General features: G+C 35.3%; 17 protein-coding genes. 8 read left to right on the top strand and 9 right to left on the bottom strand.

Annotated features, from left to right (window positions below; translation table 11 throughout):
• On the top strand, positions 1–1476 hold a 1476-nt coding region (locus tag AACZ92_RS15680; protein ID WP_339703358.1), incomplete at its 5' end, for an ATP-binding protein.
• Here the strand turns inward: AACZ92_RS15680 and AACZ92_RS15675 are convergent.
• The 9 genes from AACZ92_RS15675 to AACZ92_RS15635 form a co-directional block, all read right to left on the bottom strand.
• On the bottom strand, positions 1473–2879 hold the full coding sequence (locus AACZ92_RS15675; protein WP_339703355.1) for a sigma-54 dependent transcriptional regulator: 1407 nt from the start codon (positions 2877–2879) through the stop codon (positions 1473–1475). The genes AACZ92_RS15680 and AACZ92_RS15675 overlap by 4 nt on opposite strands.
• Before the next feature lie 117 nt (positions 2880–2996).
• A complete protein-coding gene (locus tag AACZ92_RS15670; protein ID WP_339703352.1) occupies positions 2997–3326 on the bottom strand; it encodes a hypothetical protein in 330 nt (109 codons plus the stop codon).
• 489 nt (positions 3327–3815) lie between these two features.
• Complete coding sequence (locus AACZ92_RS15665) at positions 3816–4181, bottom strand: hypothetical protein (RefSeq protein ID WP_339703349.1); 366 nt, start codon at positions 4179–4181, stop codon at positions 3816–3818.
• Between the two features lie 354 nt (positions 4182–4535).
• Positions 4536–4865 (bottom strand): hypothetical protein, encoded by a 330-nt coding sequence (locus tag AACZ92_RS15660; RefSeq protein WP_339703346.1) that lies wholly within the window; start codon positions 4863–4865, stop codon positions 4536–4538.
• Between the two features lie 208 nt (positions 4866–5073).
• Positions 5074–5478, bottom strand: a complete 405-nt coding sequence (gene arfB / locus AACZ92_RS15655; RefSeq protein WP_339703343.1) for an alternative ribosome rescue aminoacyl-tRNA hydrolase ArfB — start codon at positions 5476–5478, stop codon at positions 5074–5076.
• Position 5479: 1 nt separating this feature from the next.
• Positions 5480–7009 (bottom strand): DUF4301 family protein, encoded by a 1530-nt coding sequence (locus tag AACZ92_RS15650; RefSeq protein ID WP_339703340.1) that lies wholly within the window; start codon positions 7007–7009, stop codon positions 5480–5482.
• Positions 7010–7011: 2 nt separating this feature from the next.
• Entirely contained in the window at positions 7012–7584 is a 573-nt protein-coding gene (locus tag AACZ92_RS15645) for an ATP-binding protein (RefSeq protein WP_339703337.1), read from the bottom strand.
• Positions 7536–8177, bottom strand: coding sequence for a nicotinamide riboside transporter PnuC (gene pnuC, locus AACZ92_RS15640; protein WP_339703334.1), 642 nt, complete (start codon positions 8175–8177; stop codon positions 7536–7538). The genes AACZ92_RS15645 and pnuC overlap by 49 nt, the downstream gene beginning before the upstream one ends.
• On the bottom strand, positions 8161–8421 hold the full coding sequence (locus tag AACZ92_RS15635) for a thiamine-binding protein (RefSeq protein ID WP_339703331.1): 261 nt from the start codon (positions 8419–8421) through the stop codon (positions 8161–8163). Before AACZ92_RS15635 ends, pnuC begins: the two co-directional genes overlap by 17 nt.
• 143 nt (positions 8422–8564) lie before the next feature.
• Here AACZ92_RS15635 and AACZ92_RS15630 point away from each other — a divergent pair, with 143 nt between their 5' ends.
• The 7 genes from AACZ92_RS15630 to AACZ92_RS15600 form a co-directional block, all read left to right on the top strand.
• Positions 8565–10349, top strand: coding sequence for a tetratricopeptide repeat protein (locus tag AACZ92_RS15630; protein ID WP_339703329.1), 1785 nt, complete (start codon positions 8565–8567; stop codon positions 10347–10349).
• A gap of 46 nt (positions 10350–10395) precedes the next feature.
• The gene (locus AACZ92_RS15625; RefSeq protein ID WP_117158356.1) at positions 10396–10704 is read left to right on the top strand and encodes a DUF4286 family protein; all 309 of its coding nucleotides are present in this window, start codon (positions 10396–10398) and stop codon (positions 10702–10704) included.
• A gap of 289 nt (positions 10705–10993) precedes the next feature.
• Positions 10994–11785: a 16S rRNA (adenine(1518)-N(6)/adenine(1519)-N(6))-dimethyltransferase RsmA gene (rsmA, locus tag AACZ92_RS15620; RefSeq protein WP_339703325.1), complete on the top strand. Its 792-nt coding sequence runs from the start codon at positions 10994–10996 to the stop codon at positions 11783–11785.
• The gene (gene mgtE / locus AACZ92_RS15615) at positions 11766–13118 is read left to right on the top strand and encodes a magnesium transporter (protein ID WP_339703321.1); all 1353 of its coding nucleotides are present in this window, start codon (positions 11766–11768) and stop codon (positions 13116–13118) included. The genes rsmA and mgtE overlap by 20 nt, the downstream gene beginning before the upstream one ends.
• Positions 13115–13507 carry a thioesterase family protein gene (locus tag AACZ92_RS15610; RefSeq protein ID WP_339703318.1) on the top strand — a complete coding sequence of 131 codons (393 nt, stop codon included), beginning with the start codon at positions 13115–13117 and terminating at the stop codon, positions 13505–13507. Before mgtE ends, AACZ92_RS15610 begins: the two co-directional genes overlap by 4 nt.
• Before the next feature lie 11 nt (positions 13508–13518).
• Positions 13519–13884 (top strand): cupin domain-containing protein, encoded by a 366-nt coding sequence (locus tag AACZ92_RS15605; protein WP_339703315.1) that lies wholly within the window; start codon positions 13519–13521, stop codon positions 13882–13884.
• Between the two features lie 3 nt (positions 13885–13887).
• On the top strand, positions 13888–14549 hold a 662-nt coding region (locus tag AACZ92_RS15600; RefSeq protein ID WP_339703312.1), incomplete at its 3' end, for an NAD(P)-dependent oxidoreductase.

Below are 14549 nucleotides of genomic sequence, written 5' to 3'. Positions count from 1 at the left end.
AAAACACCTTTAAATACCATTGTTGGCTATACGGGGTTAATGGAAAACACCTCACTTTCGGAAAAACAACATCATTACATAAACCAAATTCATTCAGGGTCGGAATACGTTTCGAAGTTAGTAAACGATTTACTTGATTTTTCAAAATTAGAAGCAGGGAAACTAAAAATGGAGTCGGTCCCATTTTCATTGGAAAACCTATTGCAACAGACAACAGAAACATATCGGGACATTTATTCAGAAAAGAAAGTAGAGCTTTTGGTTACCATAGACCCATACTTACAAAACAGGGTTTTTGAAAGCGATCCCCTACGAATGCAACAAATTCTAAATAATCTAGTTGGGAATGCTTTTAAGTTTACTGAAACGGGAAGTATTGAATTAAAGGCTTCCCTGTTAAAAGCTAGAAAAAAATCAGTTAGAGTTAAAATCGATGTAATCGATACGGGTATTGGTATTTCAGAAGAAAAACAACAACTTATTTTTAAGGAATTTACCCAAGCTGAAGCCGATACCGCTAAGAAATTTGGTGGCTATGGACTCGGGTTAGCGATTTCGAAAAAGTTAGCTAGCTTACTTGACGGAAGCCTTAAAGTAGAAAGTAAACCCGGTGAAGGGAGTACTTTTACTCTACAAATTCCATTAAAAAAATCTGATCGCACAGTCCGTAATTCAACAAAAACTTCTGAAACAGCTTTTAAAAACTTAAAAGCTATTGTTTTTGACGATGACCCAGCGATGCGCACCATGCTTTCTGAATTATTTGGCCAAATGAACATCGAAATTCGTGATTTTGAGAAATATTCTACTTTTGAAAAGGGAGAAAAAACAGATTTTGATTTTGTATTGACAGATATACAAATGCCCACAACCAGTGGCTTTGAAATTTTAGAAAATTTTAAAAAGGGAGCCATAAATAACTATAATAACCAACCAATAATAGCCATGACTGGCAGCCGTGAACACACCCGAAAAGCCTATTTTGACAAAGGTTTTGCCGAAGTTCTACAAAAACCGTTTACCAAAAACGACTTAGTATCGGTATTAGAGAAGGTGCTTCCTTCTTCTATTTCAAGTGTAAAAAAGCAATCAAATTCTTCAGAAACCGTAACTACACCTCAACCCGCACAGCCCGCTAGACAGGAAAAAAGTGATTTGTATGATTTATCATTATTACGATCATTTTTAGAGACCGATGAAGCTCTTAACGATGTACTAGAGGTTTTCTACACCCAAACAAAAAAGGACATGGTAGAGTTGAAAAGTTTTATAGAAGGAAAAAACAGAGAGGAAGTAAGCCAAACTGCCCATAGAATGTTGACGATGTGCCGACAAATTAGTGCCCATAAAGTGATTCCAATTCTTGAAGCTTTAGAAACTATTCCAGAAGAAGAAAAGAGTAATTTAGCTCCTCTTTATAAGGGTTTGCAACTTGAAATAAAGAAATTGCTTACTGCTTTGCAGCAAAACCATTAAAGTTCAATATCGTACTGTTCTAATTTATTATAGAGGGTTTTCCGGGTAATATTTAACAACTTGGCAGCACGCGATTTATTATTCTTTGTTTCTTTTAACGCATTCAAAATCAATTGTTTTTCATTACTTTCTTTTGAAAAATCAGTTGTTTTTGTTTCTGTTTCTTTAGCCGTAACCACTTCTCTTGGGATTACATCTAGCGGTATCTGTTCGCCAGGTGTTAATAAAACCGAACGTTTTATGATATTTTTCAACTCGCGGAGGTTTCCTGGCCAAGCGTATTGTTTAAAGGCAGTTTCTACTTCTTTAGAGAGCCCCATCACATTTTTGTTTAATGATTGGTTGGCTTGCTCCAAGAAAAATTCGGTAAACAAAAATAAATCTTCGCTACGTTCACGCAACGAAGGGATGTGAATGGAAAATTCATTTAAGCGATGATACAAATCTTCCCGGAACCTTCCCTCCTCAACTGCTTTGGTTAAATCCTCATTAGTTGCGGAAATAATCCGTACATCTACTTGTATTTCTGTGTTACTGCCAACTGGTTTTATTTTCCGTTCTTGCAAGGCTCGGAGCAATTGCACTTGATTTTCATAGGAGAGATTTCCTACTTCATCTAAAAATAACGTTCCGGTATCTGCTGCTTCAAAATGGCCTTTTTTATCGTTTACAGCCCCCGTGAAACTTCCTTTTACATGACCAAAAAATTCACTGGAAGCAATTTCTTTGGGAATAGCGCCACAATCTACCGCTACAAATGGTCTATTGCTTCGATTACTGAATTTGTGAATAGCATTTGCAGCTACTTCCTTTCCAGTACCACTTTCACCTTGTATAAGCACGCACATATCGGTAGGACCTACCAACTTTAAATACTGATTGAATTTTTTTGAAGATTCACTGATTCCAGTAACAAAATTACTTTCCGGTGGTTTCGGGTTCGATTCTTGTTTTTGTACTGCTTTTGCCTCTGTATTTGAGGATGAAGCGGGTTTCTGTTGACTTGAAGATTTCTTTGGTTGTTCTGTAACGGGCTTCTCAAGACTTTCAGAAGCTTGTTCTATAATCATTAACAACTCTTCTGGACGGAAAGGTTTTGAAATATAGTCTAAAGCTCCTTTTTTAATGGCCTCAACTGCTGTATTTACTTCAGCATAACCCGTCATAAGGATAACGCGAGTTTTAGGATAAGTTTCTTTCACATGTTCTAAAAGAGCCATTCCATTTGTGTCGGGGAGTTTTAAATCGGTAATCAATAAATCAAATTCCTCATCTTTTAGGAGTTCTTTACCATTAGTTCCAGTACTGGTAGTGGTCACCGAAAATTTTTTGCGTTCTAGAAATGTGGCAAGCATTTTTCCGAAAGCAATATCGTCTTCAACAATAAGAATCTTGTGCGTCATACTATTTTTGTCTCCACACAAAAATACAGCTATGGTAGGAGCAAACTTTTAAAGTTTTCATAAAAAAAGGGATGCCCCGAAGGACATCCCAAATATATCGAATATAATCAAGTGAAATTACTTAGTCTGTAACCACTGTCCTTCACTATTTATATAAACAGTTTTCTCTTTACTGTCAGCTGTTGCAATCATTAATTTATATTGATCTTTAGCATTTTTATATGCTTTAGATACAGTTGCTCCATCATATTTTGTAGATACAGCTTCTAAAATTGGTTTTGGTAATTCGGAAGCTTTTACCTCAGTAAATCCTTGTGCTTCTGAAGCCTGTGCTTTTTGAGCTAATGTTGCTTGATCACTTGATGCTTGAGCAATTGCTCCATCTTGTGCGTTTACAGCGGTTAGTGATCCTAATGCGATTGCGATTGCTAAAATTGACTTTTTCATAGTTTTTAAATTTTATAATTATTATTTCGTTTCTAATTCTGTTCTATATAATGAAAAAGTAATGCCATGAAGATTTAATGAAAGACAAAACCATTAAAAAGCACTTTCATTGCTAGCATGACAAGATTTTTCAATTACTCTGTAATTAATTTTTAGCTGTATAAATCCACTAAACACCTGTGTAATATTCACACAAAAATTGTTTAAAGACAAACGCTGCACTCCAAGTGGCAAATTGAAAATTGATTAGTTAATACTATTTATTAATCCTATAATTAAAACACTCCATTATTTTAAATAGAGTATAACAATCTAATTTTGGTTAAGTTAATTCGCCTTGCTTATGTCGGTGTAGAAAGAAATACTAAAACTTGAACAAATTTGAAACTCTTAGAAAACTGAGACTTCTACCCTTTTAAAAAAAAGCGCATAAAAAAAGGGATATCCAAATAGATATCCCTTAAAAGTATTGAATTTGGCTAATTCAAATTATTGTCTACTTTTTCCGCTCATTTTCATTTTCTTCTTCATCCAATTACCATCAGCAGTTGCATATAAAGTTTTTTGTTTATTATCGGCTGTTGCGACAACAACTTTATATTCCCCTTTGGCATTTTTGTATGCTTTAGATACCGTAGCACCTTCAAAATCGCTTGCCACAGCTTCTAGTACTGGTTTGGGTAATTCGGTTGCTTTAATCTCTTTAAAATCCTGAGCAACTGTTTCTTGAGCATCAACAGCTTGTGTCATTGTTGCTTCGTCGGTTGAAGCTTGTGCTACTGCTGCATCTTGTTGCGCATTTACTGCGGTTAACGATCCTATTGCTAGTGCGGTTGCAAAAATTAACTTTTTCATAGTTTTAAATTTTATGTTGTTATTATTATTACTAAATTCTGTTCTATACACTGAAAAAGTAATGCCATTAATATAAATTCGCTATTAAAACCTCTTCTAACAACAGCTATTGATGGTCTAACAGGTTTTAATAGCGAATTTATATTAATATGTTTAGTGTGTAAAAGCAGTTCACAATTGTGTAATATTCACACAAAGCCAGTTTTAAAGTCAATTTTTTTGTCCCATATTTTTTGAGACAGCTTTGCAATTAAACTGTTATTGAAACTAAATTAGTTTATTGAAGTATAAAGCATAAAAAAGAGGATGCCCAGATTGGACATCCTCCGAAGTATTGAATCTAACTACTGCAGCTTACTGCTTCTTAATCCACTCACCTTGACTGTTTGCATAAACGGTTTGTTCTGCTTTCTCAGCTGTTGCAAGCACCAGTTTGTATTCGCCTTGTTCATTTTTGTAAGCTTTAGATACAGTAGCGCCTTCAAATTCTTTGGCTACGGCTTCCAATACTGGTTTTGGTAATTCGGTTGCTTTAATTTGCTTAAAGTTGTCTTGGGCTGGAGTTTGTGCACTTATAGTTGCTTTCGCTTCATTAGTAGAAGTTTGTGCGATTGCCTTATCTTGTGCTTGAACTGCTGTTAGGGATCCCAGCGCTATAGCGATTACTAAAATTGACTTTTTCATAGTTTCTAAGTTATAGGTTTGTTATTATCTTTTTGTTATTTGACTTGTATAATGAAAAAGTAGTGCCAATTCAAAATCTCTTCAGAATTATTTAATTAACATATTAATTATCAATTATTTAAATAACACCTGGTCTTTTTATAAAAAATGAAATACTGTGTAGAAAATGGGTACAGTTGTGTAAAATGTATACATAAACTGTATTTAACTAGTCAATTTTGGGAGGTTTGCGGTTGGCTTTTTTTAAAGCAGTGTTCTTTTTTGTTTTTAACCGCTTTTCAATTGCCCTTTTAGGAGTTTTAGTTTTTTTCCTTTTTTTAACGGGTTTCAGGCTTTGTTTCAGCAAATCGATTAAACGTTCTATCACAATAGCTTTGTTACGGTGCTGGCTTCTGCTTTCACTGCATTGAAGGCTCAAGATTCCTTCAGAAGAGATTTTGTTTTGTAGTTTTTGTTGCAACCGCTGTTTTTCTTGATCACTTAGCGCCAGTGATGCTTCAATATTAAAACTCACCTCCACCTTACTAGACGTCTTATTTACATGTTGTCCGCCTGGGCCACTGCTTCGCATGGCTTTAAAGGTTAATTCTTTTATTAGTGTATCGGTATTCATTTTAACTATTAGGGCGATGTTCAGGTTGCAGCAAATCGTTTACCGTTTTAACAGGATTAAAGGTAATCAATGGAACTTCTATAAAAACCGAATTCCATTTGGCCATAGCACCATTCCAAAGACCAGGAAGTTCTAAAGCTTTTAAAGGTTTTCCATCTTGTGATTTTAAAGAAATAAAGCCCGTATCAGGATCACAGTATTGTTTTAGATCAAATTTTTCGCCTTTAAAATTTCGGATTCCACACACCAAATCTACTGGGTTAAAGTGCGTCGCTTCGTTTACGATTGCTTTTTGATGAGAATCTTCCATATCTATCTGGGCTGTTTCTACAATCTGTAAGGTGGTTTCCCCTTCGTTATTTTTTACCCAAAATGGACCACCCCCAGGAGCTCCTGTATTTTTTACCACACCACAAACCCGTAAAGGTCTATTCAATTTTTCGTATAATTTTTCTTTGGTTTGAGGCAATTCTTTACAATTAAGGTGGTTCCATAGAAAAGAATGGATGTCGTTTATTTCTTCTTCGGAAATGGTATCGCTCGACAATTTTTCAAGAAAATCAAAAGCTTTTTGCTGTAACCAAATTAATTTACCGGCTAACATTTTTTTATACTGTGCAATCTCCTCCACGCGTTCACGGACAATTACATTGTCGATGTTTTTAATAAAAACAATATCGGCATTTACCTCATTTAGGTTTTCCAATAACGCTCCGTGACCAGAAGGGCGAAAAATAAGGTTTCCATTACTATCACGAAAAGGTTTATTGTCTTCGTTTACGGCAATGGTATCGGTTTCTTTTTTCTGAAACGAATACGAAATATGAAATTTGGTCTTAGTAGCTTTTGTCAATCTACTTTTAACCGCTTCAAATTCATCTTTAAATTTTGAAACATGTGCTTCTGAAAACGTGAAATGCAAGTAAGCATTGTCTTTTGCCGAAGCATAGAAGGCGGCTTCATATAATTGCTCTTCAAAAGCTGTGGCGTAGTATTTTTTATATTTATGAAACGGTATCAAGCCTTTTGGTAAGTTTCTATATCCCAAACCTTTTGGTTGCAGCATGGCTTTTATAAAATAATGAGCCCGTTTTCCTTTTTTATTAGTTTTATAGTTTGGGTATAATTCGCGTATTTTACTCCGTACTTCGTTTACAAAAGCAAAATCCTTTACATTGCTCACAAAGACATCCAATGCTTTATGGTTTCCTTTTTTTATGTATTTATTTAAAGATTCTTCATCGGGATCGTATTCTTTTAAAAACTGATATAAAAACTTAAACATTCGCGTTGCCGCTCCGGAAGCTGGAACAAATTTTACGAGTTCCTTTTGCTGCTTTTCGGTTTCATAAATATGGATTAGCTGTTGCTGCTTTTCTTCGGAAATAACTTCGATTCCATTACCTACAGAAGCAGTTGTTACAATAGCGGAATAGGGAATCCCCTTTGCAAAAGTTTCTAGTTGTTTTGCTACTTCTTCTATAGTGTGACCGTTTTCCTCTATTTGTTTTACGTCTTTTTTATTTAACATAATTAGTTGTTGAGCAATCCCTCAATAATTTTGGTTGCGGTTTTCATCCGTTGTTCTACAGAACCTTTTAAAACTGTATAAGGGAGTTGTTTTTTGCGTAGTTCTGTCTCAAAAATAGTAAACATTTTTAATCTATCGTTAGGGCGATCCCGTAATCTGTCTGCTTCCCACGGTACATCAATATAGGTTAAAAAATAATGGTGATATTGATTTTCTTCAGCAGCTTTTTTTATTTCCGAAGGGCAAAATCCGGTGTAATAGTATTCTGAATATACTTTCAGCTCCAACAAGTTGGTGTCGCAAAACAGCAGGGTGTTGGCTGTTTTGGTTTTTTTATTTTCCAATGCAATCTGCCCTTTTGCAATGGGCAACAGATCGTCACGGGTAATCGCTTCTTTTTTAGCATCCCACTTTTCTTCTAAATAACCGCGCATATATTCAGGCACCCATTTAGTGTTATAATGTGCAGCCAATTGTTTGGCCAAGGTTGTTTTTCCGGTAGATTCAGGGCCGTACAGCACAACTTTTATGCAATGATCCCCGTTTCCTGCGGATTGTTTAAGCGTTTTTTCCATGCGAAATAACCAGCGATTGATATAAAGACAAAAATAATATACAGCATACTACTAATGGTGTACCCTTTGTAAAAATACAACGGGACACTTATAATGTTTCCTGCTAATAAGAAAAGCCAATTTTCAACTTTTCGTTTTGCTAAAAGCCACATACCTACAAAAAACAGGGCGGTGGTCAAAGTATCTACATAAGCGGTCCAAGAGGTCCATTTTTCAAAAAATTCATAGACTGCGTAGATAAATAGCAAAGTACCTACAAAAATTCCTGCCGAAATATACTGCTCTTTATTGTTTGTTTTACTGATTGGTGTATATCGAGTTGGAGTCACTTTTCGAGTCCAAATATACCAACCGTACACACTCATTATAAAATAGTAGCCGTTTATAATCAAATCGCCCAATAAGCCCCATTGCCATAATAAATACACAAAAATTGATGTGCTGACAATGCCTGTAGGATAGACCCAAATACTATTTTTCATTGAAAATAATGAAGAAGCCAAACCAAATAAAACGGCTGTGATTTCAAGTACTATTTGGTGGGTGGCATAGCCTTCGTACTGCCCGAATAAAAACTCAAAAATGGGGTTCATAGTCGCTTCGATCAGATTTTACTATTTTTATATATAACAACCCTCGTTCAACAGCTTCTAAGGCTGTCTTCATTTCTTTATTGAGCAATTGCATTACTGCATCATATTCTCCATAAACTTGGGTGCTCAACGGATTTTCTTTTACCGTAAGGCCAGAGTTTCGCAAGTTTTTTATAAAATTAATAATAGCCGGCTCATAATCATCTTGAATAGGCGTGAGTGTTAATTCTACTGAAATATTCATATTATAATTCGTTTAAAGCCAAAGGTACAGATAATACAACTTTATAAAAGAAGGATGACCGATAAGATTACGGAGTTGATATTCTAATTAACTGGCTTTATTTTTGCAATGGTTGTACCATATCATTTCAGTATCTTTAACCCATGCGTATTTTTATATTTAGTATACTTTTTATTCTAACGATCACTTCTGTGAGTGCTCAAAATGAGGCATTGGCCAAAAACTATTTTGAGCAAGGGGAATATGAAAAGGCTTTAACTATTTATGAAAAACTATATAAGCAAACACCAAACCGATTAGACTTTTTTATCGCTTTGGTGGAAGTGAACCAACAGTTGGAAAATTTTACTGTTTCAGAAAAACTACTTCAAGAAAAGTTGAATAGTCGCATGATTAACCCACAATTATATGTAGAGTTAGGGTATAACTATTCGCTTCAACAAAAAGACAGTCTAGCGAATGCCAATTATAATAAAGCGATTGAATATACGCTCGAAAGTCCTAATTATTCATACTCCATTGGAAAAGCTTTTTCGAAATATAGTTTGCTTGATTACGCAATCACTACCTATGAAAAAGCCATGGAAAATGATACCAATAAAAACTACGATATCCAATTGGCTGAAATTTATGGCGAGCAGGGAAAGTTGGAAAAAATGTTTGCTAGTTATATCAATTTAATCGAAAAAAATCCTTCTTATAAATCTAGTGCAAAGCGAAAGTTTAGTAGTTTTATTAAAGAAGAACCTACAACCGAAGCAAATACAATCTTTAGAAAAATATTATTACAAAAGCTACAAAGCAATCCTGATGTTCTGTATAACGATTTATTAAGTTGGTTGTTTATTCAACAAAAAGAGTTTAAAAAAGCATTTACGCAAGAAAAAGCTATTTATAAACGCACTGGAGAAGAGTTAAGCGGTATTGCCAACCTTGCTTTGGTTACTATAGCCGAAGAAGATTATGAAAACGCAAAGGACATTGTCACCTTTATAATAGAACACTCCTACACCCCCGAAGCCAAATTACAAGGCCATCAATATTTAATGAAAATAGCCTTAAAAACGGCCACAAAAAAAGACTATCCAGAAATTGAAAAAAAGTTCAAAGCTCTATTAGATGAATTCGGTTATGGTTCACAAACCTATGCGCTTCAAGTAGATTACAATCATTTTTTGGCTTTCAACGCTGAAAAAAAAGAAGATGCTATTTCAAATTTAAAAACACTTTTAAAAGACAGGCTCACTTCATTTCAGGAAGCACGAGTAAAAATGGAACTGGCAGATATTTTGGTGTTCGATGAAAAATTTAACCAAGCACTAATCTATTATTCGCAAATTCAGAAAAAAGTTAAAAATGATGTCTTGGCACAAGAGGCAAGGTTTAAAGTAGCCCAGACGAGTTATTATAAAGGTGATTTTGAATGGGCTCAAATACAGTTGGACGTTTTACGAAAATCTGCTTCTCAACTTATCGCCAACGACGCCATGGAACTCAGCTTAATGATTCGTGATAATTCGTTAGAAGATTCTACCCAAACTGCTTTGAAAAAGTATGCTCGTGCAGATTTATTGGCATTACAGAATAAAGATTCCGAAGCCATTCAACAACTAGAAGATATCCTTACCAACCATAAAGGAGAAAAAATAGAAGATGAAGCCTTATTAAAGCAAGCTGAGTTATTTGAAAAAACAGAACAGCTACAAAAAGCCGAAACTAATTACAATAAATTAATAGAATTATATCCTGACGAAATCGTTGCTGATGATGCTTATTTTAGGTTAGCAAAACTTTATGAGGATAAACTAGTAAAACCCGATAAGGCAAAAGACTTGTACGAACAAATAATCTATAACTTTGCAGACAGCATCTACTTTGTAGAAGCTCGAAAACGCTTTAGGACTTTACGCGGAGATGCTATTGAGTAATGTATTAAAACACAAATGACGGAGCCTTCATATAAAATAAACCTCTATGTACATATATAACGTAACCATAAATATAGACAATAGCGTTCACGACGAATGGCTAGATTGGATGAAAACAAAGCATATTCCAGCGATGTTGGATACCGGAAAATTTAAAAAAGCATTAATGACCCGGGTCCAAGTAGAAGAAGAAATGGGCGGTATTACCTACTCGGTGCAATACCGAACCGAAAGCAAGGAGATGCTTCAAAAATATTACGAAGAAGATGCCCAAACATTGCGGGAACAGAGTAAACCTTTTGAAGGAAAGTTTGTAGCTTTTAGAACAGAGATGCAAGTTGTTAATGAACAGTAATTTTCAATAGTAAACAACAAAGCCCAAAAAACTAAAATAGTTTTAATGGGCTTTATAAGATGTACATTGCACTCACTCCTCAACAAGGCAATACACTGATTTTCAATTAATGAACGCAATATACTGTCAAAATAATTTACGCTAAAACATTCTTTATTGGTTTTTGTTTAAATGATGTTTTTTTCGTTCAACTACGCAAATAACACCATTTTAAGGTGTTTTTTTAATCGTGTAATGCTATCCATTTCTTATTCAATAACAGTATATTTAGCCAAATACATTAATTAGTATGAGCAAACAAGTTCGAGCAAAAAAACATTTGGGTCAGCATTTTCTCCACGACGAGAATATTGCCGAAAAAATTGGAGATACACTCACGCTGCAAGGCTATAAAAATGTGCTAGAAATTGGTCCTGGAATGGGCGTGCTCACAAAATATCTTATTAAAAAAGATATTCAAGTAGTTGCAATGGATTTGGATAGTGATTCCATTACATTTCTAGAAGCAAATTATCCGGATGAAAACCTTCAAATTTTAGAAGGGGATTTTCTAAAAACAGAATTAAGTGATTTCTTTGGAGATGAGCCTTTCGCCATTACTGGCAACTTCCCTTATAATATCTCCACACAAATTGTCTTCAAAGCATTAGAAAACAGAGCGCAAATTCCAGAGTTTACTGGAATGTTTCAAAAAGAAGTTGCGCAGCGCATCTGTGAAAAAGAAGGAAGTAAAACCTACGGAATACTTTCAGTACTTACGCAAGCTTTCTACGATGCCGAATATTTATTTACGGTAAAACCTGGTGTTTTCAACCCACCTCCTAAAGTAGATAGCGGCGTACTTCGGTTAAAGCGGAAAAAAGATTTCTCACTGCCTTGTAATGAAAAACTATTTTATAGAGTGGTTAAAACAGGATTTCAGCAACGCAGGAAAACGTTAAGGAACAGTTTAAAAACCTTTAATCTTTCCGATAAGCTAAAAGAAGATAGTATATTTGGCAAGCGTCCGGAACAACTTTCGGTATCTCAATTTATTTCGCTCACCCAAAAGATAGAAAACGATGCAATTTCAACTCACTAATGAATTTCTTGAGCAAGTTGAACAACTCATTACCACTAGAGATGGTAGTGCGCTACGTGAATTATTACAAGAGTTTCACTTTGCTGATGTCGCCGAAATTTTAGAGGAATTAGACTCTGACGATGCTACGTATCTTATAAAATTACTGGAAAGCGATATCACTTCGGAAGCTTTAATCGAGCTAGATGAAGATATTCGTGAAAAAATATTAGATCGCCTTTCTCCTAAAGAAATTGCAGCCGAACTTGAAGAAATGGACACCGATGATGCGGTGGATGTCATGGGCGAATTGGATGAAGACATCCAAAAACAAGTAATTAAAGAAATTGAAGATACGGAGCACGTTGCCGATATTGTGGAACTGCTTAAGTATGAAGAAGACACCGCCGGAGCTCTTATGGCTAAAGAGTTAGTACGAGTAAAAGAAACTTGGACCGTTGCCGGATGTGTACGCGAAATGCGCCGGCAAGCTAAAAATGTTACCCGCGTTCACTCTATTTACGTTGTAAACAAACAAGGAAAATTAACTGGACGACTTTCATTAAAAGATTTATTGACCGCTGGAGAAAAAGCACATATAAGTGATATTTTTATTCCGAAAGTAGATTATGTAACTGTCCACACTGAAAATGAAGAGGTGGCTCGTATTATGCAAAAATACGATCTAGAAGCCATTCCAGTTGTTGATGAAAACGGCGTATTGGTTGGTAGAATTACCATTGATGATATTGTAGATTTTATAAAAGAAGAAGCCGAGCGTGATTACCAAATGGCAGCCGGTATTTCAGAAGATGTTGAAGCCGATGACGGTATGTGGAAAATCATCCGAGCTCGTTTGCCTTGGCTAATCTTAGCGTTGGCAGGTGGTTTTATAAGTGTTACTGTTTTGGGCACTTTTTCTGATGCGATGGCAAAACACGCTGCGCTTTTCTTTTTCGTTCCACTTATTGCAGCGATGGCTGGTAATGTAGGTGTGCAATCGTCTGCCATTGTTATGCAAGGATTGGCAAACAACAGCCTAAAAGACTCCCTTTTAAAACGATTATTGAAAGAAGTTGTTCTTAGTTTATTTAATGGTTTTGTGCTTTCCTTACTATTAATCGCCGGAGGGATTTTTATCATGGGTCTCGATTTTAAATTTGGTCTTACTATTGCCATTTCTTTAATTTCCGTAATTATCAGTGCCTCTTTAATAGGAACTTTTGTCCCTATTATTTTAGACAAACGCGGTATAGATCCTGCTATGGCTACTGGTCCCTTTATCACTACTAGTAATGATATTTTAGGTATTTTAATTTATTTCACCATCGCTAAACTAATACTAGGATTTTGAACTCGGTTTTTTCATATACGTTCCAGGTTCCAAAATCGGCTATCGATGTTAATGGCCATGTTAATAATATCACCTATCTAGAATGGTGTCTCGATATTGCTGAAAAGCACTGGTTTTCAAAAGCTCCTAAAGAAACGCACAACACCTACTTTTGGGTTGTTTTAAACCACTTTATTGAATATAAAAACCCATCTTTTGAAGGTGAAGAACTGCAAATTGAAACTTGGGTTACTTCTGCCGAAGGCGTAAAAAGTGAACGACACTACAAGATTTTCAGAAAAAGTGACAATAAAATAATGGTCACTGCTAAAACCCTTTGGTGTTTTGTTGAACTTAAAAGCCAAAAGCCTACACGTATTACCGAAGAAATTCGTAATTTGTTTCTATAAACTGAAACAAATTGAAGACAATAAACCTTCAGAAAAAACTCACCTCATTTAGCAAACACTGGCATCCGCATCAAATAGCTGTTGTGGACGATATGCAAGTGCTACTCGCTAAACTGAAAAATGAATTTGTTTGGCATAAACACGAAAACGAAGATGAATTATTTTTCGTGCAAAAAGGAACGCTTGAAATGCACTTTCGCGATACAATTGAAATTGTAAAAGAAGGTGAACTAATTGTTGTTCCAAAAGGTGTGGAACATTGCCCAAAAACCCGAAATGGGGAAGAGGTACACGTGCTACTATTTGAAAAACTCGCTACAAACCACACAGGAAATGTAGTAGATGAAAAAACAGTTTCTGAATATCCAAAAATCTAAATTATGAAAATTCTTCACTTAGATAACAACCATCCGCTTTTATTGGAACGCTTAGCAGAAGCTGGTTTTAATAATGAAGAAGATTATACGTCTTCAAAAGAAGAAATTGAAAAAGATATTAAAAAGTACGATGGGATTGTTATTCGTAGCCGTTTTAAGATTGACAAACAATTTATCGATGCTGCCAAAAACCTGAAATTCATCGCGCGTGTAGGTGCTGGACTGGAAAGTATCGATGTTGATTACGCCAAAAGTAAGAACATTCCTTTAATAGCAGCACCAGAAGGTAATAGAAATGCTGTGGGAGAACACGCTTTAGGAATGCTGCTTTCCCTCTTTAACAAGCTAAATAAAGCAAACACCGAGGTAAAAAATGGTCAATGGAACCGTGAAGCAAACCGTGGTACCGAATTAGATGGGAAAACAGTAGGACTTATTGGCTATGGAAACATGGGCAAAGCCTTTGCCAAAAAATTACAAGGTTTTGATTGTACGGTGCTATGCTATGATATTAAAGACGATGTTGGAGATAAACACGCTACCCAAGTTTCGCTTAAAACATTACAAGAAATGGCAGATGTTTTAAGCCTTCACACACCTTGGACACCTTTAACCGATAAAATGATTAATACGGATTTTATTAGCAGTTTTAGCAAACCGTTTTG

The sequence above is a fragment of the uncultured Marixanthomonas sp. genome (genome assembly GCF_963974425.1).
Lineage (GTDB): Bacteria > Bacteroidota > Bacteroidia > Flavobacteriales > Flavobacteriaceae > Marixanthomonas.
This window is presented reverse-complemented; position numbering and strand designations above follow the sequence as displayed.

Bases quoted from the DNA above. Each gene is read 5' to 3' on its own strand.
- AACZ92_RS15635 (WP_339703331.1), bottom strand. From the start codon at position 8,421: ATGAATATTTCAGTAGAATTAACACTCACGCCTATTCAAGATGATTAT.
- mgtE (WP_339703321.1), top strand. From the start codon at position 11,766: ATGCAATTTCAACTCACTAATGAATTTCTTGAGCAAGTTGAACAACTC.
- arfB (WP_339703343.1), bottom strand. From the start codon at position 5,478: ATGAATACCGATACACTAATAAAAGAATTAACCTTTAAAGCCATGCGA.
- AACZ92_RS15675 (WP_339703355.1), bottom strand. From the start codon at position 2,879: ATGACGCACAAGATTCTTATTGTTGAAGACGATATTGCTTTCGGAAAA.
- AACZ92_RS15665 (WP_339703349.1), bottom strand. From the start codon at position 4,181: ATGAAAAAGTTAATTTTTGCAACCGCACTAGCAATAGGATCGTTAACC.
- AACZ92_RS15645 (WP_339703337.1), bottom strand. From the start codon at position 7,584: ATGGAAAAAACGCTTAAACAATCCGCAGGAAACGGGGATCATTGCATA.
- AACZ92_RS15625 (WP_117158356.1), top strand. From the start codon at position 10,396: ATGTACATATATAACGTAACCATAAATATAGACAATAGCGTTCACGAC.
- AACZ92_RS15670 (WP_339703352.1), bottom strand. From the start codon at position 3,326: ATGAAAAAGTCAATTTTAGCAATCGCAATCGCATTAGGATCACTAACC.
- AACZ92_RS15660 (WP_339703346.1), bottom strand. From the start codon at position 4,865: ATGAAAAAGTCAATTTTAGTAATCGCTATAGCGCTGGGATCCCTAACA.
- pnuC (WP_339703334.1), bottom strand. From the start codon at position 8,177: ATGAACCCCATTTTTGAGTTTTTATTCGGGCAGTACGAAGGCTATGCC.
- AACZ92_RS15630 (WP_339703329.1), top strand. From the start codon at position 8,565: ATGCGTATTTTTATATTTAGTATACTTTTTATTCTAACGATCACTTCT.
- rsmA (WP_339703325.1), top strand. From the start codon at position 10,994: ATGAGCAAACAAGTTCGAGCAAAAAAACATTTGGGTCAGCATTTTCTC.
- AACZ92_RS15650 (WP_339703340.1), bottom strand. From the start codon at position 7,009: ATGTTAAATAAAAAAGACGTAAAACAAATAGAGGAAAACGGTCACACT.